Origin of the sequence: Rhodococcus sp. SJ-3, from assembly GCF_051918125.1 — a bacterium.
GTDB lineage: Bacteria > Actinomycetota > Actinomycetes > Mycobacteriales > Mycobacteriaceae > Rhodococcus.
The window spans coordinates 3,812,634-3,838,192 of the sequence record NZ_CM123306.1 but is presented as its reverse complement, the minus strand read 5'-3'; the positions used below and the strand labels follow the sequence as shown (position 1 = coordinate 3,838,192).

Below are 25,559 nucleotides of genomic sequence, written 5' to 3'. Positions count from 1 at the left end.
GGCATCGCTGCGTTCTCACCGCGTCAGATGATCCGACGCGCCTTCATGTCGGGGAACACCGTGCCGACGCGCACCACGTCACCGGTGGTCGGGGCGTGCACCATCTGGCCGCCGCCGATGTAGATCGCGACGTGGCCCGGGCCGCCGGCCTGCCAGTTGCCGAACAGGAGGTCGCCCGGGCGGGCGAGCTCGAGCGGAATCTCGGTGCCCACGTGCCACTGGGTTTCCGAGGTGCGGGGCAGGGTGATGCCGGTCGCGGCGTGCACCGCGTACGACGTCAGGCCCGAACAGTCGAAGCCGCCTCCGGAGGGGCCGTTGATGTTGCCTCCACCCCAGACGTACGGCAGGCCCAAGAACTTGAAGGCGAGATCGACGACACGGTTGCCGACGTCGCTCGTACCTCCCAGACCGAGGCCGAAGAACGGCGACAGCAGTCGGGAGAACGCCGCCTCGGTGGCCCGGATCTTCGCGACGTACGGCTTGGTCTGGTTCTCGTAGTCGGGCGACCCGGATGGCATGCCGCCCGACCGACGGACGGCACCCGCACCCGCGTTGTAGGCCGCGAGCGTGAGATCCAACGTGTTGCCCTCGACGAGCCCGCGCTTCTTCCAGTCGTCGATCTGCTTGTAGTTGTCGCACAGCAGGTTGCCGGAGGCCATGACGGGGTCGGCGATACCGAGGATGTCGATCTTGCCGTCCCCGTCGGCGTCCTTGCCGTACTCGCGCCATGTGCCGGGCATGAACTGTCCCGGCCCCTTCGCACCCACGGGCGACACGGGCGCGGTGGCTCCGAACCGGAAGCCGTTCTCTGCCGAGTACAGAGCTGCGAGGACCGGTGCGGTGATGCCGTCGCAGATTTCCCCGGCTTTGCGCAACCACGGGGCGAACACCGCGATCGCACCGATGGGCGCAAGACCTGTACCGGGCAGGATCGCCGGGATCGAAGGGAGGGTGACGCCACCGATCGTGGCGGTCGGTTGCGGGCCGGGTACCGGCGCCTGGGGCACCGGCGCGATTCCGAACGCGCTCGGTCGCGGGGCCGGGGCCGCCGGTGCGATCGGAGATTCCGGTGCGGGCTCCTGCGGTCGGAGCGCCTCGATCGCCTCCTCCGGCAAGTGCGGCTCGATGGCCGCCGCGACCGAGTCGGTGGTGTCGGCGACCACCTGCTGGGCCTGTCCCTGTACCTGCTCGGGTAGCGACGCGACGAAGTCCTCGACCTGCTTGTCGGTGTCCGGTGCCCCCGCCTCGAACGACTCGATCGCTTGTGTCACTTGATCTTTTATTTCTGCTGGTACGTCCGCTCCCTGCACGAGCGCACTCGCTGCCGTGGCCACTGCCACGATGACCGCAGACGGGTCTACCGACATCCGCAACCCCCATCCATCCTGAACGACCCCAACCGTACTTGTGATGCCGGTCACGAGCACGGCTTCCGCTACTTGATATCACATATATTTAGGAACACGTTCTAGTTGAGTGGCGGGTGGGATTAGTGTGACTGGAGGTACTCGCCGTTATCCGTCTGTTGCCTGCGTGGAGAGGGAGGGATCGGTCAGTAACTCCACGATGACGACGCCTGCGTACTCGTCGGCCCGCTCGCCGTCGTCATCGACCAGCCCGAGAATCGCGTCGCCCTGCTCCTGAGTCACCGGTGTGGCAGCCCCCAGAATCCTCCAGGTGCCGGCGACCGGTACGACTCGCGCGCACAACAGCCCGCCGACGGGAACGTCCTCGCCCACCTCCGGCGCGGTCAGGTCGCGCCGCTCACCCGAACGCAGATCGCGCAGCGTCAGCCCCTCCCCCGGCCGGACAGCCTCGACCTCGTGCACCGACCGCTCCACCGGCAGCCACTGCGCGAGAAGTTCGCGTTCGTCGTCGGGCAGCAGATGCCCACGCACCTGAGCGAACTCGACCAACCCTCCGCCTTCACCGAGCATGACGTCGTCGAGCAACGGATCGGACAGAGCCTCGAACAGGTCGTCGTCGTTGTCGCTGTAGCCGCTGCGTGCCTCCGCAAGGGCGAAGCGATGGTCCCGCCACGAGACCTGCGTCGTCTGCATGCAGGCTTTGAAGTACAGCCAGGGCGCGCGGGCCTCCAGCGGATACTCGGCCTTGCCGAGATGGCACGCCTTGTACTTGCGCCCCGAACCACACCAGCACCGATCGTTGCGACCCAGATCGGGGCGCTCGACAGGCTGGAAAGCCTCCAACACCGCATACAGCGGATGATCCGGACCGTCGAGAGACCGGCCCAGCAACGACAGCGCCCGGACCGCGTCCCCGCTGTCGGAGACGTACCGGGCGAGGTCCTCTAGCGCCGGATCGAACTCCGAATCCAGGTCCGTCGAACGCTCGAAGTGGCGAGCCGCCTCGTCGACGCGCGCATCGGTTTCTGCGGCCTTGCCCGCCATCCAGAACGCCGCCGCGTCGACCTTCCGCGGTCCGTGGTCTTTCATCCACAACGCCGCCCGTTCGATCGCCTTCGGATCGATCGCCTGCTCGAGGAGTTCGTCGAGAACCGTCGACGCGACATCGGGGTCGGCCAACACTGCGAACAACCCGGATTTGCCCTCCGAGAACCGCGATTCGAGATCGTGGTCGTCCCCGGAATCGATCGCATCGACCAGCGACGCGAACAACACGACCCCCGGCACCGCCTCGACCGGTACTCCGACCTGCTCGGCGTAGGAATCGACTGCACTCTGCGCAAGATACCCTGCGAAATCGAACCCGGGCGGCGCCACGAGGCCGCCCGACACCTCGAGCCCCGCCGCCTCGATCTGTTCCGACAACGGAAGGGTCGGAACGGTGAACGACGTGGGTGCCTCCACCATCACGGCGTACACCGACGATTCGAGATACGCCGGGTCGCCGGACGCGAGCGCCTCCCCCAGCACCGCGGTCAATTCGGGAACGACATCGACCTCGGCGGTCGCCGGCGCGACCATCAATCCCGTTTCCGTCACGGTCGCGGCCACGAGGTCCCCGGCGGACAACTCGGCGAATGCACCCCGGGGGAACACGAGCACCTCACTGCCGAATGGTGCGAGATCGGTGATGCCGCGATCGTCGAGCCGGTCGGGTTCGTGATCGATCTCGACGAGGTCGTATCCCTCGTCGCCGGTCACGAACACGAGCAGAGGGTAGATCTCGTCGATGGGAAGCACCGCCGACGCCACCTCGGCTTCGGTGAGCCGATGCGTCAGGACACGTCCGCCGAGAAGCGCGTCGAATGCCGCGTATCGGCCGTCGCTCAGGTAGGCCAGCATCGGATGCTCGGGGAGTTCATCGACGGGCAAGTCCAGGTCGTCGGCATCGTGGCCCGACGCGAGTCGCTCCCCTATCTCGTCGAGTGTGAGCGGGCCGTGCTCCCGAAGCAGAGTCAGCACGGCGGCGATCAGTGCGTCATCGGCGGCGAGGTCGTAGTCGAAGTCGGTCACGGGTGCGATCGTACGGTCCGGACGCCCGGTCAGTCGTCCTCCTCGATCACCTCATGATGATCGTGGTCCGCCTTGCCCAGACGCCAGTACCCGTCGACCTTCGCCCGGCCCCGTGCCAGCCCCAGTTCGCGGGTGAGATACGAACGGATCGGCTTGATCGATCCCGCCTCACCCGCCACCCACGCGAACATTTCGCCGTCCGGGAACTCGCACGCGCGGACCGCGTCCGCGAGCAGTGTCGTCGTACCCGGTTCCGCCGAGTGCCGATGCAGGTAGGTGAGCTCGACACCGTCTCGTCCCGATGCAATCAGTTCGGAGTGCTCGTCGGCGACTTCGGCGAAGGCCACCACTCTCGTGTCCGAGGGCAGTTCTTCGATCCACCTGCAGAGCGCAGGAAGCGCGGTCTCGTCGGCCACGAGCAGATACCAGTCGTACCCCGTCGGATAGACGTGCGAACCACGCGGTCCGAGCACACCGACCTCGTCACCCGGCGTAGCCTTCGACGCCCACGTGCCCGCAATGCCGTGGGAGTGGAGTACGAAGTCCAGTGTCAATTCCAGCGATTCACGATCGAATGCACGGACGGTGTAGTCACGGGCCTCGGGCCGAGGTCCCTGAGCCGGGATGCGCATCCCGTCCGGGCCGATCTCGGGCATCGCAATTCGTCCGGTCGTGGCATCCGGAAAGAACAGCTTCACGTGGTCATCGGGAGCCATCGTCACGTACGGAAACCCCTGCAGCGCAGCACCCCCGACTACGACGCGACGCATCGTCCGCGAGAGATTCTCCACACGGACAACCTTCAGTACCCGCGGAGTCAGATCATGCATGATCAGTTCGATCTCACGACGTTCTTCGGTCACGGCCGGTCCAGAATCAGCACTCATCTATTGCCCTTTCGTAATGGACTGCGAATCCGTCCAGCAGGATCCGCAGCTGCCTGTCGAAATGATGTCGGGGTCGCGACAACCTGTCCTGTTCGACGGCGCGCATCTCGGGGCCGAGAACTCCCAGGCGCGCATCCAGGGCCTGCACCGCGCCCGGCCGCTGCTGGAATGCAAGCAGCAGGCCGTAATCCGCGGCGGCTGCGGCGATGGCTGCGACGACTCCGCGGGCGTCTGCGAGGTCGAAGCCGGCGTCGGCGACACGGAGCGCCACCCACTCGTTGCGGCGTACCGATGCAATGACAGGTCGCCCTGTTCTGGGCCAGGCTGCGAACAGTTCGGGATGTCCCTCGTACAGCCGCCAGCGAACGTCGCACTCCTGCTCGAGGAGACCGCGCCAGCCTCGGGCAGGATCCGGTCGTGGCGTCTCGGCGATGAGCAGTTCGAGAGCCCCGATGACGATGTCGTCCTTGCTCTCGACATGCCGGTAGAGCGCCGCTGCAGAGCACCCCAGCTGCTCGGCGATCCCGGTGATGGTGATCTCTCTCGAGGTCGCCAGCGCAGCACGCAGGATCACCTCTCGCGACAATCGGGCCTTCGGCCCAGGTTTGCGGTATGGAAACATCATCGCGTCGACACCGTCATTCCGGGGACCCCGCGGTGACGATCGGCCGGTGCCTACGCGCAAGAGTCGCTTCGAAATCAGCGTAGCGTCCGCCGGCCGCCATCAGCTCGTCGTGACTCCCGGTCTCTGTCACCTCACCGTTCTCGAGGAAGACGATGCGGTCGGCGTTCACGATGGTATGCAGACGATGGGCGGTGACGAGAACCGTGCGGTCGCGGCATAATTCGCCGAGAGCAGCAAGAATCGCCGTTTCGTTCTCGCGATCGAGCGCGGACGTCGGCTCGTCGAGGACGACGATCGGAGCATCGCGCAGAAACGCACGCGCGATCGAGACACGTTGTCGCTCACCACCGGACAGGGACGATCCGTGATCACCGACCCGGGTGTTCCACCCGTCGGGCAGCCGTTCGACGATATCGTCGACCCGTGCCAACCGGGCCGCACGCTCGAAATCGGCATCCGATGCACCGGGATCGGCAATGCCGATATTCTCCCGAATGGTGCCGTCGAACAGGTATACATCCTGGAATACGAGCGACACGCGCGCCATCAGGTCTGCCGTCGCCATGTCACGGACGTCGACTCCCCCGATGCGCACAGAGCCCGCTTCGACGTCCCAGAATCGCGCGACCAATCGTGCCAGCGTGGTTTTCCCCGATCCCGAGGGCCCCACCACGGCGCACGTGGTGCCGGCAGGAACGTCGAACCCGACCCCGCGCAGTACCGCACGTCCCGACATGTACGAGAAGGAAACGTCATCAAATGCGAGGGAGTTGTCGTGCCCGGACGGGACGGGCACGGCGGGTTCGGGCAGCGCCGGCACCCGGAGCAGGTCGCCCGCCTCAGCGAGGATCCCCTCTGCTTCACGGATGACACTTCCGGTCCGTCCGAGCGCCGCGACAGCATCGACCAGCAGCGCCGCGAACAGAACTGCGCACACGGCAGAGGCCACGGCGAGACTCTCGCCGTCGGCCCGCTGGAGAGCCACCACCAGAACACCGGAGAAGAACACACCGGTGCCGATCGCGAACAGCACGGCACCGACGATCGCACCGCGAAAATACTTCGCCGCACCGCGACGCATCTCGTCGATCGCAGACAACAGCTCCGTGTCGGCATCGCCCACTCTCCCGTATCCGCGTAGTACAGGCTGGTTCTGCGCGAACTCGACGATCTTGCCGTTGATGTCCTCGGCCGCGCGCTCCTGCGCGGCTGTGGCACCGCGCAGCAACCGGATGGCGACCCTGTACAGAACCACGAGCAGCACGAGTCCGGCCGCACCGACGGCCGCAGTAGGCCAGTCGATCCACACGAGCACGAACCACAGCGATGCGCCGAGAACCAATGCGCGCAGGTTGATTGCCATGATGCCGTTGACCGTCAGTGTCAGTGCCTCACCCGCATCGGTGACGATGCGCGTCAGGCGGTCCTGGTTCGCGGCACCGAACCACCCCAGCGGCAATGTGGTGGCGTGGTCGGCGATACGCCTCTGCAGCGCGGCCACGGACTCCGAGGTGTCGCGACGCCGCCGGGTGGTCACCACGTCTTGTGCCACCATTGCCGTAGCGACGATCACCACCAGCAGCGCGGTCCACAACCACACGCGGGGAAAGTTGTCGGCGAACAGGTCGGTGAGCAACGGCACCAGCATCGCGAGCCCGACTGCCTCCAGTACCGCGACAGCGCCGGTCGCCACGAACGTGCGGCGCAATCGCACGACTGCTGCGGGGCCGATGGCCCGACCGAGAGCGGTGAGCATCACCCTGCAGCCCCCGTCGTCGCGAAGCCCGATCGCCACATGTTTGCGTATCGTCCGCCTCGGTTCATCAGCTCGGTGTGAGTGCCGCGCTCGGCGATGCGGCCGGACTCCATCACCACGATCACGTCGGAATTCACGACGGTCTCCAATCGATGGGCCACCATCAGCACGGTCTTGTCTCGGCTCAGTGCTGCGATCGCGTCCTGGACGAGGGATTCGGATTCGGGATCCGCCGCCGACGTCGCCTCGTCAAGAACGAGAACCGGCGGATCGGCGAGGATCGCCCGCGCGATCGAGATGCGCTGGGCCTCGCCCCCGGAGAACGAGACGTGCTCTCCTATGACTGCGTCGTATCCGAGCGGCTCTTCCAGGATCCGGTCGTGGATACGCGCCGCGCGCGCTGCAGCTCGGACCCGCTCGTCACTCGCCGCCGGATCCGCGAGGCGGATGTTGTCGGCCACGGTTCGTCGCAGCATCCGCACATCCTGGAAGACGAAACCGATCAGCCGGTAGAGCTCAGCAGGATCCAGCCCGCGGATATCGATCCCGTCGACCGTGATCGTGCCTCCGGTGACGTCCCAGAATCGTGGCAGCAGGCGGGTCAACGTCGATTTCCCCGACCCGGACGGGCCGACCACAGCGGTCACCGTACCGGGGGTCAGCTCGAGATCGATATCTTCGATAACCGTTCTGCCTCTGTCATATTCGAATGTGACGTCGGCGAAACGGATGGTGATGTCGCGGCGTGCGGCAAGAGTCCGGTCTCCCGTCGGGAGTTCCGGGGTCGCGAACGCGCGGTCCAGCGACTCGGCAAGGGCACGGCTGCGACTCACCAGCGTCCGCAACGTCGGCACAAGCCACACAGCGCGCGACACGATCCAGCACATCAGCAGGAAGGGGATGAGATCCGCCGGCACCAGCAGGTCGGTCGCGACGAAGACCACGCCCCACACGGTCGTCCACACCAGGATGAACGACCATGACGAGAGAGTCAGCGGAAGGCGCCCCCGCCTGTCCCGGGCGCGTTCGGTCGCGAGGTAGGAGCGGGTGTGCTGGTCGATGGCATCGACGAATCTGTCGTCGGCAATGCGATTGCCCGAGAACACCTTCCAGACGGCCATACCCTGGCCGAGTTCGGTCGCGCGCTCGCTCAACCCCCGAGCGGCGCGACGGTACTCCCGTTCGAGGTCGGGAGCTATCGGCGGGCGGCGGACCAGGAGTACAGAAGCGATGACCACCGGCAGGGCGATCACGATCGCGAAAAGCGGGTCGATCCAGGCGAGGTAGGCGATCGCGAGGACCGAGACAGCGGCAAACCGGGGTGCGAGCGGAACCGCTTCACCGATCAGCCCGGTCAGAGCGGCCACGTCGCTGCTCACTAGCTTGCGTAGTCCACCCCCGGTGACGCCACCGAACCAACCGAGCGGCACCCGCGCGAGATGACCGACCAGGTTCCGCCGTGTCCGGTACTGGGTGTCGCGGCTCGCCCCGAAGCTGAGCGAGAACGAGCAACTGTGAACGAGCGGCGTCACCACCAGGGCTACCACCGCGGCCCACACCCAACCCCAGGGGACAACTCCGCCGCCGAGCAATTCCCGCGTCACCTCGGTTATCGCAATGAACGGAAGCACCGTTCCGATCGCACAGAACACCTGCAGCACACCGGAAATCAGGAGGCGAACGCCTACCGGATACAGCAGGCTCCGAATGCCTGATCCCGTAGCCATAGGTTGCATGCACCTTCTCCGAACGACATTGATTAGGTTAACCTTAGCCAATTGCGAAACGTTTTCGCAATTACGCGCGTCCATACGGTGCCGCGTTGTCCTGTCCCCACGAGAGGTCCCATGTTCGCCACACGTTCACGCCGCAGATTCGGAGTCGGTGCACTGGTCGCCGCAGCAAGCCTGGCCATGATCCTGACGGGATGCAGCTCACCCGAACCCGCCGAGACCGCACCGACGGAGGCTGCCGTCCGCACGGTGACCGACGGCTCCGGCGAGGTGGAAATCCCCGTCGACGTCGAGCGCATCGTCACCATCCATCACATCGCGACGCAGCCTCTGATCAATCTCGGTGTCGTCCCCGTCGGGCGCGGCGCCGTGGATGAAACGTCCATCACACCGGAAACCTGGGAACAGATCGAGGACGTCCCGGTCGTATCCAACGGATCGGAACCCGATATAGAGCAGATCGCCACTCTCGAGCCGGACCTGATCATCGCCCACAACCGCATCGAGGACAGTGATCTGGCCCCACTCCGCGAGATCGCACCCGTGCTGGTGCTCGACATCGCCGGACCCGGTCGCGCCGACTGGCAAGGACGCGTCGAGCTTGTCGCGCAGGCACTTGGCAAGGAAGACACCTACGAGCAGCTGGTCACCGACTTCGACGAGCGCACCGCACGTATCGCTGAAACACACCGCGTCGCCCTCGACACCGAGACCTTCGCGCTGCTCGGCTCCTGGAATGCGGGCACGTTCAACACCTACAGCGGCGAGAGCATCTGGGGAAGTGTGTTCACGAAGGCCGGCGCGCGCATCGCGCCCGCCGAGCAAGCAGTCGCAGGCGCAGAGTCGGCCGGTGAAGCCGAACTGAGCGTCGAGCAGCTTCCGGTCGTGCTCGACGGCACAGTGCTGCTCCACGTCACGAACCTTCGCGGCGAGCCGAACGCAGAGCTCGAGGCTGTCATGGCCGAACCACTCTTCGAGGCGGTACCGGCGGTCGTCAACGACACCGTGTTCCCCGGCGGCAAGGACACCGTGGGCGGATTCGAGGACGCGAACTACAACCTCGACCTGTTCGAACAAGCACTCACAACACTCGAGTCGCAGCGGGGCTGAGCTGGCACCGAACACACCACCGCAACGGCGTCGACCGATCGGCCTGGTCGTCCTCCGAGACGGCCAGGCCACCGGCCTATTCGATCTGCAGCACGTAACCGGCGTCGCGCAGCGCATCGAGTACCTCACTGCGGTGTTGCGCACCACGGGTTTCCATCGTCAGTGCGACCTGCACCTCGTCGAGCGCGAGTTGCCCCGCCGTACGCGAATGTACGACGTCGACGACGCTGGCATCGGAATCTCCGACAACGCTCAGCAATCCGACCAGAGCACCGGGCCGATCCAGGATCGACACGCGCACAGCAAGATACCGACCGTCTGCTCGCAGGCCATGTCCGATCACATGAGTCAGAACGAGCGGATCGATGTTGCCGCCGGTAAGGATCGCGGCCACCGGGCCGTCGAGCTCCAGTCCCGCGGTGGACAGCGCAGCGACCGCAGCAGCTCCCGCGGGCTCGACGATGAGCTTGGACCGCTCCATGCACAGCACCAACGCTCTGGCGAGGGCGTCGTCGCTGACAGTGACGACGCCCTCGACGTGGCCCTGCACGAGCGGAAACGGTACGGACCCAGGCATTCCCACGGCAATACCGTCAGCGACGGTCGACATCGCCTCGGCCCGTTCGGGGTGCCCCGCTTGCAACGAACCCGGCCATGCGGCCGCGCCCTCGGCCTGCACACCGATCACCCGAACCCCCGGCCGGACAGCAGCGAGTGCCACTGCGACTCCTGCCAGCAGACCGCCGCCACCGGTCGGAACAACCACAGCGCTCACATCGGGGAGCTGCGCAGCGATCTCGAGTCCGACGGTGCCTTGTCCGGCCACGACATCCTCGTGGTCGTACGGGTGGATGAACACCGCGCCCGTCTCCGCCGCGAAGTCCTGCGCCGCTACGAGCGCGTCATCGATCGTGTGGCCGGCGAAGTGGACGTCGGCGCCGTAGGCACGGGTCGCGGCGACCTTCGGCAGGGCCGCACCGACCGGCATGAACACCGTCGAGGCGATGCCGAGCCCGGTCGCCGCCCACGCGACTCCCTGCGCATGATTGCCCGCGCTCGCCGCAACGACACCGCGCGCCCGCTCGTCCGCTGCGAGCCTCGCGATCCGGTTGTACGCACCCCGCGGTTTGAACGAGCCGGTGTGCTGGAGGTTCTCGCATTTGAACCACACGGGGACGCCGGTACGTTCGGAGAGCACACGCGACGGCAACACCGGTGTTCTCCGCATGACGGGCGCAAGCACTTCCGCTGCCGCACGGATCTCCGGTTCTCCTATCCGCGCCTGATCGAATGCACCCATCGCCTCAGCGTAGGGGACTCGAACGCGCAAGGAGGCGCCCAGGCGGGCGCCTCCTCGCGTGTCGCCGGGACTTATCCCAGAGCCTGCTCGATGTCGGCCAGCAGATCCGCAACATCCTCGATGCCGACGGACAGCCGCACGAGATCGTCCGGCACTTCGAGCGCCGAGCCCGCCGTCGACGCGTGCGTCATGGCACCCGGGTGCTCGATCAGCGACTCGACGCCGCCGAGCGACTCGGCGAGGGTGAAGATCTGCGTGCGCTTGCAGAAGTCGAGCGCAGCCTCCCGCCCGCCTGCCAGACGCACCGAGATCATGCCGCCGAAACGACGCATCTGCTTGGCAGCGGCCTCATGACCGGGATGCGACTCGAGACCGGGATAGAGCACCGACGTGACCGCCTTGTGCCCGGAGAGCGCGTCGACGATCTTCTCGGCATTGTCGCTGTGCCGCTCCATCCGCACCGCGAGGGTCTTGATGCCCCGCAACGTGAGGAAGGCGTCGAACGGCCCGGGCACCGCACCTGCGCCGTTCTGGAGGAACGCGAACGCCGTGTCGAGTTCCTCGTCGTTCGCCACCAGCGCTCCCCCGACGACGTCGGAGTGACCACCGATGTATTTGGTGGTCGAGTGCAGCACGATGTCGGCGCCGAGTGACAGCGGCTGCTGCAGGTACGGCGACGCGAACGTGTTGTCGACGACGAGCTTCGCGCCGCCGGTATGTGCGATGTCCGCGAGCGCGGCGATGTCACCGATGTTGAGAAGCGGGTTGGTGGGGGTCTCGACCCACACGAGCTTGGTACTCGGCCGCAGGGCTGCGCGCACCTCGTCGAGATCGTTGACCGCGGCGGGTGTGTACTCGATACCCCACTGCGTGAATACCTTGTCGATGAGCCGGAACGTGCCGCCGTAGGCATCGTTGGGGATGACGAGGTGGTCGCCGGGCCGCAGCGTCGAACGCAGCAGGCAGTCGGTGGCCGCCATACCCGAACCGAACGCGCGACCGTAGGCGCCGCCTTCGAGCGCTGCGAGATTCGCTTCGAGTGGGCGACGAGTGGGGTTGCCGGTGCGCGCGTATTCGAAGCCGTTGCGCATTTCACCGACGCCGTCCTGAGCGAACGTCGACGACGCATAGATCGGCACGTTGACCGCGCCGGTCTGCGGGTCGGGCTCGAAGCCTGCATGGATGGCGCGTGTGGCGAAGCCGTGCTGTGTGTTGTCCGTCATTGTGAAATCGGTGTCCTATCGGCCTTCGGAGATGAAACCAAGCAGATCGTGGCGGGTGATGACGCCGACGGGTTTGCCGTCGTCGATCACCATGAGCGCGTCGGTGTCGCCGAACGCCTTTGTCGCGGAAGCGATCGACTCGCCGACACCGATGTTGGGCAGCGGCGGGCTCATGTGCTTCTCGACGGAGTCGGCGAGATTCGCGCGTCCTTCGAAGACGGCGCTGAGCAGTTCGCGTTCGCTGACCGAACCGGCGACCTCGCCCGCGGTGACGGGTGGTTCGGCACCGACGACGGGCATCTGCGAGACGCCGTATTCGCGGAGGATCTCGATTGCGTCGCGCACAGTTTCGGAGGGGTGGGTGTGCACGAGTGCGGGCAGGTCGCCGGATTTGCCGCGCAGCACGTCGCCGACTGTGGAGTCGTCGGGCTTGCCGTCGAGCGGGGCGCGGAGGAAGCCGTACGACGCCATCCACTTGTCGTTGAAGATCTTCGACAGGTATCCGCGACCACCGTCGGGCAGCAGCACCACGACGACGGCCTCGGGACCTTCTCGCTCGGCGACTTCGAGGGCCGCGACCATCGCCATCCCGCACGAGCCGCCGACGAGCATGCCTTCCTCGCGGGCGAGGCGGCGGGTCATCTCGAACGAGTCGGCGTCGGAAACGGCGATGATCTCGTCGGGGATGGCCGGGTCGTATGCGGCGGGCCAGAAGTCCTCGCCGACGCCTTCGACGAGGTACGGGCGGCCGGTGCCGCCGGAGTACACGGAGCCTTCCGGGTCGGCGCCGACGACCTTGACCTTGCCGCCCGACACCTCCTTGAGATAGCGGCCGGTGCCGCTGATGGTGCCGCCGGTGCCGACACCTGCGACGAAGTGTGTGATCTTGCCGTCGGTGTCGTTCCAGATTTCGGGGCCGGTGGTCTCGTAGTGACTCTCGGGACCGCCCGGGTTCGAGTACTGGTTCGGCTTCCAGCCACCGGGGATCTCGCGGGCGAGCCGGTCGGAGACGTTGTAGTAACTGTCGGGATGCTCCGGCGGCACCGCGGTCGGGCACACCACAACTTCGGCGCCGTAGGCCCTGAGCACGTTGCGCTTGTCTTCGCTGACCTTGTCGGGGCAGACGAACACGCACTTGTATCCGCGCTGCTGGGCGACGAGAGCCAGACCGATCCCGGTGTTTCCGGAGGTCGGTTCGACGATCGTGCCGCCGGGCTTCAGTTCGCCCGAGGCCTCGGCGGCGTCGATCATCTTGACGGCGATGCGGTCTTTCGAGCTACCGCCGGGGTTGAGGTACTCGATCTTCGCTGCCACCAGCGCCGATCCGGGTTTGACCACCGAGTTGAGTTTGACCAGGGGGGTATTTCCGATGAGGTCGACAACAGAATCCGCGATGCGCATACCACCATGTTCTCAGACATCGGTTGTCGAGGGCCTCTCGGCCATACGACAGCGGCCGGACCACCTACTAGATGGTCCGGCCGCTGTGCGGCTGAAGACTAGTCGTTCTGGAAGTAGCTGAGCAGTCGCAGGATCTCGACGTACAGCCAGACCAGGGTGACGGTGAGACCGAAGGCCACGCCCCACGCAGCCTTCTCCGGCGCCTGGGCGCGGATCAGCTGGTCAGCGGCGTCGAAGTCGAGCAGGAAGCTGAATGCGGCAATGCCGATGCACACGAGGCTGAAGATGATGGCGAGAGCGCCGCCGTCGCGCAGGCCGAGTCCGCCGTCGATGAAGAAGCTCGCGACCAGGTTGCCGAGTGCGAGAACCAGGACACCGACCAGGGCGCCGACGATCATGCGGGTCAGCCGCGGGGTGACGCGGATCGCGCCTGTGCGGTAGACGACGAGCATGCCGAAGAACACGCCGAAGGTGCCGAGGACCGCCTGAGCGATCAGCGTCGAGCCGCCGGCGCCACCGAAGGTGATGTCAGTGAACATGAACGACAGCGCGCCGAGGAAGAAGCCTTCTGCGACCGCGTAGGCCAGGACGATGGCCGGGTTGTCCATCTTCCGGCCGAACGTGGCGACGAGGACGAGGACGAGACCGATCAGTCCGCCGCCGACCACGAAGGGCAGAGCCAGACCGGTATTGGAGTTGACCAGTACGTACGAGATCAGCGCCGTGACGGCGAGCACGCCGAGCGTGATGCCGGTCTTGGTGACGACGTCGTCGATCGTCATGGACCGCTGATCGGTGGGACGCGCCCACGGATCTGCAGGCGCATATTGCGGCTGTCCGAATTGCTGGGTTACCTGAGCGGCGCCCGCTGTCGCAGAGCCGAATGAGGCGTATCCGCCGCCCTCTTGCTTGGGCAGGTTGCGGAACACCGGATTGCTGGTGGTGCGCACCGTGCACTTCCCTTCTGATGGTTCGCTTCTGTCCGTTGAACCTGGTTGTCCATTGAACGAGGCAGCCGCGACGAAAGTTCCCCACCGCGGAGCGGACCGTCTTCGATGCCGCGAAGCGGCCCCGGACAAACCGGACTCTACCGGGTGCGGACCGATCGGGTCACGGTGAACTTGCGGTTACGACCCGCAACGGTTGTTCGGCCGACCAGTTCTTGCAGGTTGCGATGGTAGCCGAGGTTGGAGTTGTGCACGGTCCACAATTCGCCGCCGTCACGCAGGATGCGGGCGGCCGATTCGAACATCTTGACCGCGACACCGGTGTGCACCGCAGCACCGATGTGGAACGGCGGGTTGCACACCACGACGTCGACGGACGCATCGGGTAGCGAGGATGCGACGTCGTCGCGGAGAGTCTCGATGCGGTCGGCCAGACCGTTCGCAGCGGCGGTCGCCGCGGCGGAGGCCACTGCCGAGGCGGACTGGTCGGTCGCGATGATTCGCGCCGAAGGCCGAAGCCTGGCCAGCTCCGCGGCGAGGATTCCGGTGCCACACCCGAGGTCCACCGCCACGCCGATGTCCCGCGGGGTCTGACGCAGGAAGTCGAGGAGGTAGCGGGTCCCGATGTCGAGGCGCGGGCCTGCGAAGACCGCACCGTGCGCGACAACGGTCAGATCGAGGTCGGTCAGTGTCTCGGCGACCGGATAGGTCGGCGCGCCGGGAATCGGCTTCCGGGCTCTGAGGACCCTCGACTTCTGCCTTCCCCGCGATGCCTGGACCTCGCCGAACGACTGGCCGAGGACATCGTTCATGGCGACTGTGATGTGTTTGTCCCGTCCACCCGCGAACAGAGTGACCTCCGGTGCTGCATACCGGGCGACGGCTTCCGCGATCTCGGTGAGAGCGCTGAGCGATCGAGGCAGCTGCAGAAGAACCACCTGCGCGCCGGTCAGGAGCTCCTCGCTCAGGCCGCCGGAGGTGAAGCGGTCCAGCATGCCTTCACGGTCGGCGTTCGCGGCCAATGCGCGTTCGGCGACGATCGAATCCTGGTGAACGCGCAATCCGGACGCATCGTGCCGGGCAGCGGTGCCGAGTGTGAGCGCACCGAAGTGGTCGTCGATCACGACGACGGATCCGTCGGGCGCGGCCACGAGCGCGGCGTCCGCCTCGTCGAGAATCAGGCGGTCCGCCGCGTCGACAGCAAGCAGATTGGGCGCTTCCACGTCAGGGAAGCGCCGCAACCTGTCGAACAACTCGCTGTTTATGAGCACTGCCCCTTACCGGCGTCCTCGATGGCCTTGAGGGTATCGGCCTGTTCTTCCTCACTCAGGTTCTCCCATTCCGGGAGCTGCTGCTGAGCTTCCGCGACCGCGGCCGCAGCCGCAGCGCGATCCTGACCCCATTCCTCTAGCTCGTCGAGGTACGGGAGCATGGCCGCGCAGTTGTCCTCGTAGCTGTCGCCGAGGTTCACCGCGGGGCTGCTCGGAGTACCGGACTCGGCCGATGCAGAGGTGGTCGTGGTGGTGGTGTCCTCGGCCGAGTCGGATGCCTCGTCCGAGGATCCGCACGCCGCCGCCAGCAGGACCACGCCCGCACCGAGCAGCGCCGCGAGAGTCTTCTTCATGTGTGTGTCCACTTCTCGTCGCAGTGTCGTTTTCGTCCGGGTCGTCGGCTTCGTCGACGCGCCCCGGCGGCACAAAGGTAATCGAGGCCGGTGAAGAGATAAGCGCCGGGCGTGCACCCAGCGGGACTATCCTGGAGAAACCCCTGAACGAGGCACCCTGATGACCGAAAACGACCCGCTCGCCACCCGAGCCGCGCCGGTCCTGACCGCGAACGAGGCCGACACCGTTCGGGCACTGGCCGCTGCCGGATTCACCGATCCGGAAGAGATCGGTCGAGGCGGTTTCGGTGTGGTCTACCGATGCCGTCAGGAATCGCTCGACCGGACAGTGGCGGTGAAAATTCTCAGCACCACCCTTGATCCCGACAACATGGACCGGTTTCTGCGGGAGCAACGCGCGATGGGCCGGTTGTCCGGCCATCCGCACATCGTCACCGTGCTCCAAGCAGGCACCGGCGACACCGGGCTGCCGTACCTCGTGATGCACTACCACCCGCACGACTCCCTCGAGGCACGGATCCGCAGACACGGCCCACTCGAGTGGCCGGAAGCCGTGCGCTTGGGAATCAAGGTCGCGGGAGCGCTCGAAACCGCCCACCGGAACGACGTACTGCACCGCGACGTGAAACCGGGCAACATCCTCATCACCGAATACGGCGAACCTCAACTCACCGATTTCGGCATCGCACGAGTCGGCGGGGGTTTTCGCACCTCATCCGGAGCAATCACCGGATCGCCCGCGTTCACAGCTCCCGAGATTCTGCGCGGCGACACTCCCGCCGCCGCGGCCGATGTTTACGGGCTCGCGGCGACCCTGTTCTGCGCGATCACCGGCCATGCCGCATACGAGCGCCGGGAAGGTGAGAAGGTCGTTGCGCAATTCCTTCGGATCACGTCGGAGCCCATCCCGGATCTCCGGGGCGGCGGGCTCCCCGACTCGCTCTGCGAAGTACTCGAACGCGGAATGTCGACCGACCCCGCAGGGCGTCCACAGACCGCCATGGACTTCGGGGAGGAGCTTCAGCAACTCGAACGCAGCTTCGGTCTGCCCGTCGACGACATGGCATTACCCGAGGACGCTCCCGGGCACTCCCTTCCCGCAGCGCTACCGTCGACCTCCTCGACAAGCGATTCGGGACGCCTCCCGTCGACGTCGTTCACATCGCCGTCGACCTCACCTGCGACTCGCTTCCGTCCACCGGCCGCCAACAGGCCACTGATCGACCGCACCCGGCTGATCGATCTGCTGCGAGCGGGCCGGCGGCGCAGACTCACCGCGATCCACGCGCCCACCGGTTTCGGTAAGTCGACCCTCGCGGCACAGTGGCGCGACGTGCTCACGAGCGACGGTATCCAGGTCGCGTGGCTCGCCGTCGACAGCGACGACAACAACGTCCTGTGGTTCCTGACCCATCTGATCGAAGCGGTCAAACAGGTACGAGCACCGCTCGGCAGGCAACTCGCGCAGATCCTGGAGTCACACGGCGACAACGCCGAACGCTACGTCCTGAGCACCATGATCGACGATCTGCACCGCGCCGACGTGCACATGACCCTGATGATCGACGACTGGCACCGGGTCACCTCACCCGAAACGATCGCCGCGCTGGACTTCCTCCTCGAACGAGGTTGCCACCACCTGCAGATCGTGGTGACCAGCCGGTCTCAGGCCGGGCTGCCCTTGAGTCGCATGCGGATGCGGGACGAACTCGTCGAACTCGATTCGAGTGTCCTGCGTTTCGACACGGACGAATCCGATTCGTTCCTACGCGAAGTCAGCGGCCTTCACCTGGACCGCGAGGACGTGCAGGACCTCAACAAGTCCACCGAAGGATGGGCCGCGGCGTTGCAGCTCGCCTCGCTGTCGTTGCGCGACAGCGATGATCCGACGGGGATGATCGAAAGCATCACCGGACGACACCATGCGATCGGCGAGTTCCTCGCCGACAACGTCCTGTCCACGCTCGAACCCGAGACCTACGAGTTCCTGCTGGACACCTCGATCACCGAATCCATCAGCGGCAGCCTCGCCTCGGCACTCACCGGGCATCCACGAGCGCAGGCTGTGCTCGAGGAGATCGAACAGCGTGACCTGTTCCTCCGACACATCGACGACGAACGCATCTGGTTCCGGTATCACCACCTGTTCCTCGATTTCCTCCGCCGCCGCCTCGAACGCGATCGGCCCGACACGATCCCGGAACTGCACCGGAAAGCAGCAGCGTGGTTCGAACGTCACCACATGCTCAGCGAAGCCGTCGACCATGCCCTCACGGCAGGCGACGAGCAACGCGCAGTGGACCTCGTCGCCACCGACGGCATGTTTCTGATGGAACATTCACGCATGTCGACGCTCCTCGTGCTGATGGGAAAGCTGCCGCCGCGCGCGGTTGCGGCGAACGCCCGGCTGCAACTGGTGTCGGCATGGGCGCTGGTTGCACTCAATAGGCAGGCCGAGGCCCAGACAGCCCTCGACACCGCACGAAACCTCCTCGGGCACAACGCCCCCGGAGAAACCGAGGCCGAGGCCATGCTCATCGAGGCCGACGTCGTCGACGGGGCCATGGCGATCTACTCCGACCGTATCGTCGGTGTCCAGAAACTCGTCGCACCCGCCCTCGACGCCGCCGACACCCTCTCGCCGTGGATCGTTTCCGCCGCGGCGAACGTCGCCACCTTCGTCGAGATCTACCGGTTCGAATTCGATGATGCACGAAGGCGCCAGCAATGGGCCGAGCAGTTCCACACCCGCACCCGCGGCGCGTTCACCGCCGTTTACGGCCAATGCCTGGCCGGTATCGCCGCAAGTGAACTGCTCGACATCCAGGACGCTGAAGCCCATTTCCGCAAGGGTCTCGAGCTGGCTCGGCGCAACGGTGGGATCCACTCGCACGCAGCTCGCCTCGCAGCAGCGATGCTCGGGGAATTGTTGTACGAATCCGGCCGGATCGCCGAAGCCGAAACCCTGCTCGACGAGAGCCAGAAACTCGGGATCCAGGGCGGGGTGCCCGATTTCATGATCGCGAGATTCGTCATCGGCGCACGACTGAAGATTCTGCGCGGAAGGCATGACGACGCGGCGGCGCTGCTGAACGACGGCGTGCGCGCAGCCACCGAATTCGGCCTGCCCCGGCTCCGAGCCCGTGTGGAGAACGAACGCGCCCGGCTCGGTCTGCCCGTTGCCCCGCAAGCCGCACGTTCGATGCCGGAGTCCCTCGAACCCGACCCGGACGGGATCGTCGAAGTCACGGAACAGATCGAGGATGCCACCGCGATCCGCCTGTTGTATCGCACCGGAGACCCTGATTCGGTTGCGCGGGCTGTCGAGTGGGCTCGACTGTGGCAGCAGCGCACCGACTACAACGGACGACGACGTGCACATCTGCAGGCCACACGGCTACTCACCGCATGTCTGCACGCAGCGGGACGCCTCGAGGAGGCAGAAGAGATCCTCGCACCGGCCATCGAGATCTGCGGCGACCGCGGCATGCTCCGGTACCTCGTCGACGGTGGGGCGCACGTCGTCGACGTACTCGTCTCCCTCCGCGGCAGATTGCACGAGGATCGATGGCCTACGGGCTGGCCGGTCGTCGATGCGGCGTTCGTCGACGAGATGCTGCGACTCACCGAAACCGGAGAAACCAGCACCGAGCTCTGAATACGGCACACTTCGAGCATGGACGATCTCCCCGGAGAGGTACGTACCCGCTTGTGGCGCGATGGTGTGCTCGTCGCGGACGATTTTTCGCTCGACGAGGTGTCCGAGCATCTCGCGGACGACAGAGCGCTCGTGTGGGTGGACCTGCACGACCCCGGGCACGATCAGCTGAGCGCGCTCGCCACCGAGTTGACACTGGACGCTCATGCGGTCGAGGACGCGATTGCGCGCGGCGAACGTACCAAGACCACCCACTACCCCACGCACACCTTCCTCACGGTGTACGCGACCGAGCTCGAACGGGACTCCGATGCGCTCAGCACAGTCGAATCACGGCTACACACCACCCGCGTTTCGGCGTTCGTGTTGCCGCGCGGGATCGTGACGGTGCGTCGCGGTGGACAGTTCGACATCGACGAGGTCGTCCGCCGGTGGGACGAGCATTCCGACCTCCTGCAGTTCGGCACCGGCGCCCTGCTCCACGGTCTGCTCGACGTGATCGTCGACGGCCAGTTCGACACCATCCAGGCCCTCGACGACGCGATCGAAGGCATCGAGGACGGACTCTTCGGCGACACGCCGATGACTCGCGAGACCCAGCACCGCATCTACCGCCTGCGCAAGGAACTGGTCCAGCTCAGACGCATCGTACTTCCGATGCGCGAGGTCGTGACCGCGGTGATGCGCCACCGCGCCGAGACCGGCAACCATGCAGAACTCGACGGTTGGTACACCGATCTCTACGACCACGTGATCCGGGCGACGGAATGGACCGAATCGCTGCGCGACATGGTGACCACGTTGTTCGAAACGAACCTGTCGTTGCAGGATGCGCGCTTGAACACGGTCATGAAGAAACTCACCGGGTGGGCCGCGATCATCGCCGTGCCAACGGCAGTCACGGGCTGGTACGGCATGAACGTGCCCTACCCGGGCTTCGGTCACGGGTGGGGTGTACTCGTCAGCGCCTGCGTCATCGCAGGATCGGCCGGACTGCTGTATCTGCTGTTCAAGCGGCGCGACTGGCTCTGATCACTGCATCTTCCGATCCGAGCGGCGCACTCAGATGAGTACGAGGATCAAGACGATGATCAGTACTACGACGATGACTGCTGCGATCACCGACGCCACGGACGCACGACGCCTGCCCGCGCCGCTGCGCACCAGCTCCGGGTCGGCGTCCGGCGCATCACCGATGGGGTCTTCGTCGTTCGCTCGAGACATGACACCTCCCGGGTCCTCGTGTGATCAGGGACTGCTGTGCGATCAGGGACTGCGGTGTGATCAACGACTGCGTACCCAGGAAGTCTTGCACGCGAAGTCCCCGGAGGTGTGGACGTTTGCCTCCCGATCCCGCGGGTATCTCTTCATGGCACGAAGATCCATCGGCAAGCATGAGGAGGATCGATGGCAGACTTCATCGACAAGGCCAAGCACAAGGTGGAAGAAGCCACCGGCAAGGTCAAGGAACAGACCGGCAAGGCCACAGACGACCGCGATCTCGAAGCCGAAGGCAAGGGCGACCGCGCCTCGAGCGGCATGAAGCAGGCCGGCGACAAGGTCTCCGACGCTGTGGAGGACGTGAAGGACGCGTTCAAGAACAAGTAGGTGCCGGCAGCACACAGATCCGAAAGAGGGCCGGTGTACGGAAGTTTCCGTACACCGGCCCTCTCTGTGGAGTGTTACTCCGTTACTCCGAGGTCCCTTCGGTGCTGTCGAAGAAGTGCCACGTGCCATCGTTCTCGTGCTGCGCTTCCATGCGCCAGCCGAGCTCGGTGTTGTCGGCGCGAGTATCGACGAACCACGCGTGGGCGTCGTCGGCGCTGTCGATGTCCTTGGTGTCCACTACATCCCCGTTGGGGTCGATCACTCTGTAGGTTGCCATGGGGATGGGCTTCCCGGGAGGAACGGCAGCCAAACGTCGCCGACCCCGATCAGCTGTCGCCGAGGTTTCCGGACAGCATCTCGACCCGGCGCAGGCTGGCGCCCTCCAGACCCACGATTGTCGCGGACTTCCCCTTCTCGGAGTACTTGTGAAGCACCGAATCGAATGTCGCCACGGTCGACGCATCCCACACCTCGGCGTCGGTGAGGTCGATGACGACACGCTCGGGGTCGTCGACGTAATCGAATTGGTACACCAGATCATTGCTCGATGCCCAGAACAACTCGCCCGATACCTTGTAGGTGCGCACGCCGTCCACGTCGAGGGCGCGGACGCGCGTCATGTGCGCGACCCGCCGCGCGAACGCGACCATGGCGGTGAGTACACCCGCGACCACACCGACCGCAAGATTGTCGGTGGCCAGCGTTCCGATCACCGTCACGAGCATGACGAGTGTTTCGCTGACCGGCATGAGTTTCAGGGTCCGGGGGGCGATGCTGTGCCAGTCGAACGTGGTCACCGCGATCACGATCATCACCGCGACCAATGCGGCCATCGGGATCGCTCCGACCACATCTCCCACGGTGACGCACAGGAGAAGAAGGAACATCCCCGCGCAGAACGTCGAGATCCGGGTCCTCGCGCGACCTTCCTTGACGTTGATCATGGTCTGGCCGATCATCGCGCACCCACCCATGCCGCCGAACAGCGCGGCAACGCCGTTCGCGACGCCCTGGCCCCAAGCCTCGCGGGTCTTGTCCGAGTGACTGTCGGTGATGTCGTCGACCAGCTTCGCTGTCATCAACGACTCCATCAATCCCACCAGCGCCAGGCCCACCGCATACGGGGCGATGATCCGGAGGGTTTCGAGTGTGAGCGGTACGTCCGGGATCATCCAGCTCGGGAAGCCTCCGGGAAGCTCACCCTGGTCGGCGACGTCGGGGACATCCACGCCGAACAGCACGACGATACCGGTCAGCACGATGATCGCGATCAACGCGGCGGGCACCGCGGTGGTGAGCTTCGGAATGAACACCACCATCGCAATGCCGAACGCGACCAGCGGGTAGACGAGCCACGGCACGTCGAACAGGTGCCCCAGCTGGGCGCTGAAGATGAGGATGGCCAACGCATTGACGAATCCGATCATCACCGAACGGGGGATGAAGCGCATCAGACGTGCGACGCCTGCCAGCGCCAGTACGATCTGCAACGCTCCTGCCAGCCAGACCGCGGCAATCAAGTAGTCGAGCCCGTGCGACGACACCAGCGGCGCGATGACCAGGGCTGTCGCGCCGGCTGCGGCCGACACCATCGCAGGCCGCCCACCCACGAACGCGATGGTGATGGCCATGACACAGGACGTGTACAACGCGACTTTCGGGTCGACTCCCGCGATGACCGCGAACGAGACGACCTCGGGAATCAGGGCCAGGGAGGTGACCAGCCCCGCGAGGATCTCAGTTGTCAATCTCCGAGGCGATCGGAGGGTCGAACGAACGGTATTCACCGCTGAAGTCTAGGCGCGCCCGTCGTGGCGTCGCGCCTCGCAGCGGTGCCGGGTGTAGTGTTGGACCATCGACCGGTTCGATACCTCCGGACATCTTCCCGATACGAACCTCGATGATCCTCCCCCGAGCTGCACGCTCCTGGTTTCGCGTACCCCGCGCCCGCGTGTTCCTCGCCAACACCTGAAGTGTTCGAAGCAGTACCTGAAAGGACTCACATGAGCCAGCACACCGAAGACAACAACCCGCTGTTCCTGCAGCCGGTGGACCCGAACAACACCGAACCGGCGGTTGTGGAGGCCGAGCACCAGACGTCGACCGAGCCATTCGACTACACGTCGATCTTCTCTTCGCGCGGAGCCTGACTCACTATCTCCTCGCAAAGTCGGCCAGCGCCGCCGATACCGGTTCGGTGCGGCCGTCGTGGGTCGCGCCCGCAGCGGTGAGCACGTCGATGTGGTTGTAGCCCGGAAGAACAATGGGCACGTCGTCCGGGTGATCCGAATCCGGTAGCGAGATTCCGCCGCTTCCCACCAATGTGAGTATCGGATTCCGCGCGACCCCGTCCCTGTGGATGTGGTGTGTCGCGAACGACGGAGCCGACGACAGCGCAAGATCCGATGGCAGCCGAGTCGGGAAGTACCACTCCGTGAAGTCCAACGGGGGTTCCGACAGATTACGCGCCAGTTCGGCGATCGAGGTGACCTCGCTCGCCGGGTTCGTGTAGCGCGCCTCGTTCGAAAGCGAGTCTGCTGCCGCGACCTCGTCGTAGTCGAGCCATCTGTAGAGCACATCCGCGCCGTACACTGCGGGCGACGCTTTCGGTGCGTCGCCGAACATTCCCGTCGACAACACCTCGGTTGTGCTCGGCACCGGAAACAGCTTGTCCTGCACAGGAGCTCCGGCAATGAATCCGACGCTGACCTGCAAGAAGCCGAACGGCTGCGAATTGTCGTCGAGTATCGCGCCGAGTACGGCCTCGTTGGTGGCATTGAGGATGCGCACATCCGGTGTCCCCGTCGCGAACATCGCGGCGTCCTTCGCCAGCAGGGATCGGAGCGTCCAGTCGACGTTGGGGTTGTCGGGCAGCCGTTCGACGAGGTCGTTGACGCCCTCCGGGGCGAGGCGCGCGGCGAGACCGGCCAATGCGAGCAGATTCGTGGTCTCCGGATTGATCACCGCAGGCAGCGCCAGAACCGGCATGTCGCCGACGACAGCTCCCGTCGCTGCATCGAGCGAAGTCTTCACGATGTCGGGGATCCCTGGGAAGGATCCGCCCACCGGTGCGGGAGATTTCGCTGCGATCACGGTATCGAGCGCGAAATACCCCGAGCACTGGTTGAATCCGGCGTCGCCGAGGGTCTGCGGGTTTCCGTCGAAGTCCCATTCAGCGAAGAACCCCGTGATGAAGCCGCCCAAAGAGTGTCCGCCGCACAGAACCTTGTCCTTGCGGAGCCCCGGGTCGGGAAGTTCGTGTCGTAGAAGGTCGTACTGGTCCCGGAGCGTCTGTTCGAGTCCGACGTGTACGAGCCACGCGGTGTCGTCGCCCGAGGCGTAGCCCGCGAAGCGCGACCCATCGATCTCGGCGTCGTGGAAGTAGTAGTCGGTGGCGGTGTCGAGGCTGCCGGTCGCGAGAGCTGTCTGCACTCCGGTGTGGTCTTCGAGGCAGTTCGATCGCCTGTCCAGCGCCCAGAATTCGACGTGTGCACCTCGTCGAGCGGCCGCAACGACGGTGTTGCGCGCAACGCTTTCGAATGCCCCTGCGCCCTCGAAGATTCCCGGTTGGGCGACGAAGATGCGGTCGGCGCGCGTCGAATCTGCCGGGCCGTCGACCGACCGCCACCGAAGGTAGGACAAGCGATCGCACTGGGCCGGTCGCGCGCCGGCGCTCTCGGGCAGCGGAGCCGGAATGGACACGACCGAACCGATCACCATGTCGGCGAGCGGCGCGGTCGACGTGTACGGCACCTCGATCCTGCCGTCCTGAGCAGAGGCGTACGGCGCGACGACGATACCGACAGCGAATGCCGTTGCTGTCGCGAGAACCACCCGGATTGCACTGCTGCCCATCGCTGCCCCCATCATCAGTGATGCGTACACAATAAGGACACGCCCAGGCTTCGACGGGAAATTCGGCTACTTCAGCGGGAAGGGCGCCGGGGTCGGCTACACGAACATGGTCTGCAGACAGATACAACAGTTCAGGCAGGCCGCTTCTGTCCGCTGGCGTTGTGGCCGTGCGGCACAGCCGCCGAGGTCGGTCTTGTCGAGTGGGACACGCTCGAGGACCACACCCAGGGATTCCGTGAATCACCCGAGTACCAGCAGCGGCGTTCACTGCTGCACGACTTCTACGAACCCTTCCCGACCCTCGAGCACTACGAGCGGATAGACCACATGTGAGCCGGAGAAGGCCGCGCTACACGGCGTCGACGTCCTCGCGTCTGCTGCGAAAACCGCGC

Annotated in this window: 22 protein-coding genes; 6 read left to right on the top strand and 16 right to left on the bottom strand. The window is 65.6% G+C overall.

Annotated features, from left to right (window positions below):
• Positions 1 to 23: 23 nt before the first annotated feature.
• The 6 genes from ACTDXD_RS17900 to ACTDXD_RS17875 form a co-directional block, all read right to left on the bottom strand.
• A complete protein-coding gene (locus ACTDXD_RS17900) occupies positions 24 to 1,367 on the bottom strand; it encodes a C40 family peptidase (protein ID WP_440123639.1) in 1,344 nt (447 codons plus the stop codon).
• A 147-nt stretch (positions 1,368 to 1,514) separates the two neighbouring features.
• On the bottom strand, positions 1,515 to 3,440 hold the full coding sequence (locus ACTDXD_RS17895; protein WP_440123638.1) for an SEC-C metal-binding domain-containing protein: 1,926 nt from the start codon (positions 3,438 to 3,440) through the stop codon (positions 1,515 to 1,517).
• A gap of 29 nt (positions 3,441 to 3,469) precedes the next feature.
• Positions 3,470 to 4,327, bottom strand: coding sequence for a siderophore-interacting protein (locus ACTDXD_RS17890; RefSeq protein ID WP_440123637.1), 858 nt, complete (start codon positions 4,325 to 4,327; stop codon positions 3,470 to 3,472).
• Positions 4,317 to 4,952 carry a TetR/AcrR family transcriptional regulator gene (locus tag ACTDXD_RS17885; RefSeq protein ID WP_440123636.1) on the bottom strand — a complete coding sequence of 212 codons (636 nt, stop codon included), beginning with the start codon at positions 4,950 to 4,952 and terminating at the stop codon, positions 4,317 to 4,319. The genes ACTDXD_RS17890 and ACTDXD_RS17885 overlap by 11 nt, the downstream gene beginning before the upstream one ends.
• A 13-nt stretch (positions 4,953 to 4,965) precedes the next feature.
• The gene (locus ACTDXD_RS17880) at positions 4,966 to 6,708 is read right to left on the bottom strand and encodes an ABC transporter ATP-binding protein (RefSeq protein WP_440127682.1); all 1,743 of its coding nucleotides are present in this window, start codon (positions 6,706 to 6,708) and stop codon (positions 4,966 to 4,968) included.
• Positions 6,708 to 8,435, bottom strand: a complete 1,728-nt coding sequence (locus ACTDXD_RS17875; protein ID WP_440123635.1) for an ABC transporter ATP-binding protein — start codon at positions 8,433 to 8,435, stop codon at positions 6,708 to 6,710. The genes ACTDXD_RS17880 and ACTDXD_RS17875 overlap by 1 nt, the downstream gene beginning before the upstream one ends.
• Before the next feature lie 120 nt (positions 8,436 to 8,555).
• Between ACTDXD_RS17875 and ACTDXD_RS17870 the strand changes: the two genes are divergently transcribed.
• A complete protein-coding gene (locus tag ACTDXD_RS17870; RefSeq protein ID WP_440123634.1) occupies positions 8,556 to 9,551 on the top strand; it encodes an ABC transporter substrate-binding protein in 996 nt (331 codons plus the stop codon).
• A 76-nt stretch (positions 9,552 to 9,627) separates the two neighbouring features.
• Here the strand turns inward: ACTDXD_RS17870 and ilvA are convergent, their stop codons facing one another.
• The 6 genes from ilvA to ACTDXD_RS17840 all read right to left on the bottom strand — a co-directional run bounded on the left by ilvA (position 9,628) and on the right by ACTDXD_RS17840 (position 16,046).
• Positions 9,628 to 10,851, bottom strand: coding sequence for a threonine ammonia-lyase (gene ilvA, locus ACTDXD_RS17865; RefSeq protein ID WP_440123633.1), 1,224 nt, complete (start codon positions 10,849 to 10,851; stop codon positions 9,628 to 9,630).
• Positions 10,852 to 10,922: 71 nt separating this feature from the next.
• A complete protein-coding gene (locus ACTDXD_RS17860) occupies positions 10,923 to 12,074 on the bottom strand; it encodes a cystathionine gamma-synthase (protein ID WP_440123632.1) in 1,152 nt (383 codons plus the stop codon).
• A 15-nt stretch (positions 12,075 to 12,089) separates the two neighbouring features.
• The gene (locus ACTDXD_RS17855; RefSeq protein ID WP_440123631.1) at positions 12,090 to 13,475 is read right to left on the bottom strand and encodes a cystathionine beta-synthase; all 1,386 of its coding nucleotides are present in this window, start codon (positions 13,473 to 13,475) and stop codon (positions 12,090 to 12,092) included.
• 98 nt (positions 13,476 to 13,573) lie between these two features.
• Positions 13,574 to 14,425: a Bax inhibitor-1/YccA family protein gene (locus ACTDXD_RS17850; protein ID WP_440123630.1), complete on the bottom strand. Its 852-nt coding sequence runs from the start codon at positions 14,423 to 14,425 to the stop codon at positions 13,574 to 13,576.
• Positions 14,426 to 14,562: 137 nt separating this feature from the next.
• On the bottom strand, positions 14,563 to 15,693 hold the full coding sequence (locus ACTDXD_RS17845; protein ID WP_440123629.1) for a class I SAM-dependent methyltransferase: 1,131 nt from the start codon (positions 15,691 to 15,693) through the stop codon (positions 14,563 to 14,565).
• A complete protein-coding gene (locus ACTDXD_RS17840; RefSeq protein ID WP_440123628.1) occupies positions 15,684 to 16,046 on the bottom strand; it encodes a hypothetical protein in 363 nt (120 codons plus the stop codon). The genes ACTDXD_RS17845 and ACTDXD_RS17840 overlap by 10 nt, the downstream gene beginning before the upstream one ends.
• 160 nt (positions 16,047 to 16,206) lie before the next feature.
• Between ACTDXD_RS17840 and ACTDXD_RS17835 the strand changes: the two genes are divergently transcribed.
• Together ACTDXD_RS17835 and ACTDXD_RS17830 are read left to right on the top strand one after the other, a co-directional pair.
• Positions 16,207 to 19,704 (top strand): protein kinase domain-containing protein, encoded by a 3,498-nt coding sequence (locus ACTDXD_RS17835; RefSeq protein ID WP_440123627.1) that lies wholly within the window; start codon positions 16,207 to 16,209, stop codon positions 19,702 to 19,704.
• Between the two features lie 18 nt (positions 19,705 to 19,722).
• Positions 19,723 to 20,736 (top strand): magnesium transporter CorA family protein, encoded by a 1,014-nt coding sequence (locus ACTDXD_RS17830; protein ID WP_440123626.1) that lies wholly within the window; start codon positions 19,723 to 19,725, stop codon positions 20,734 to 20,736.
• Between the two features lie 30 nt (positions 20,737 to 20,766).
• Here ACTDXD_RS17830 and ACTDXD_RS17825 read toward each other — a convergent pair whose 3' ends face one another.
• Positions 20,767 to 20,928: a hypothetical protein gene (locus ACTDXD_RS17825; RefSeq protein ID WP_440123625.1), complete on the bottom strand. Its 162-nt coding sequence runs from the start codon at positions 20,926 to 20,928 to the stop codon at positions 20,767 to 20,769.
• 183 nt (positions 20,929 to 21,111) lie between these two features.
• Here ACTDXD_RS17825 and ACTDXD_RS17820 point away from each other — a divergent pair, with 183 nt between their 5' ends.
• The gene (locus ACTDXD_RS17820) at positions 21,112 to 21,312 is read left to right on the top strand and encodes a CsbD family protein (RefSeq protein WP_169687744.1); all 201 of its coding nucleotides are present in this window, start codon (positions 21,112 to 21,114) and stop codon (positions 21,310 to 21,312) included.
• An 82-nt stretch (positions 21,313 to 21,394) separates the two neighbouring features.
• On the opposite strand, the gene ACTDXD_RS17815 is transcribed toward ACTDXD_RS17820, so the two are convergent.
• Both ACTDXD_RS17815 and ACTDXD_RS17810 read right to left on the bottom strand, forming a co-directional pair.
• A complete protein-coding gene (locus ACTDXD_RS17815) occupies positions 21,395 to 21,589 on the bottom strand; it encodes a hypothetical protein (RefSeq protein ID WP_440123624.1) in 195 nt (64 codons plus the stop codon).
• 49 nt (positions 21,590 to 21,638) lie between these two features.
• Positions 21,639 to 23,099, bottom strand: coding sequence for a SulP family inorganic anion transporter (locus tag ACTDXD_RS17810; protein ID WP_440123623.1), 1,461 nt, complete (start codon positions 23,097 to 23,099; stop codon positions 21,639 to 21,641).
• Positions 23,100 to 23,315: 216 nt separating this feature from the next.
• On the opposite strand from ACTDXD_RS17810, the gene ACTDXD_RS17805 reads away from it, so the two are divergent.
• Positions 23,316 to 23,462, top strand: a complete 147-nt coding sequence (locus tag ACTDXD_RS17805) for a hypothetical protein (protein WP_169687747.1) — start codon at positions 23,316 to 23,318, stop codon at positions 23,460 to 23,462.
• Positions 23,463 to 23,466: 4 nt separating this feature from the next.
• On the opposite strand, the gene ACTDXD_RS17800 is transcribed toward ACTDXD_RS17805, so the two are convergent.
• Positions 23,467 to 25,182 carry a hypothetical protein gene (locus tag ACTDXD_RS17800; protein ID WP_440123622.1) on the bottom strand — a complete coding sequence of 572 codons (1,716 nt, stop codon included), beginning with the start codon at positions 25,180 to 25,182 and terminating at the stop codon, positions 23,467 to 23,469.
• A gap of 144 nt (positions 25,183 to 25,326) precedes the next feature.
• Here ACTDXD_RS17800 and ACTDXD_RS17795 point away from each other — a divergent pair, with 144 nt between their 5' ends.
• Positions 25,327 to 25,500, top strand: coding sequence for an antibiotic biosynthesis monooxygenase family protein (locus ACTDXD_RS17795; RefSeq protein WP_440123621.1), 174 nt, complete (start codon positions 25,327 to 25,329; stop codon positions 25,498 to 25,500).
• Positions 25,501 to 25,559: the final 59 nt, after the last annotated feature.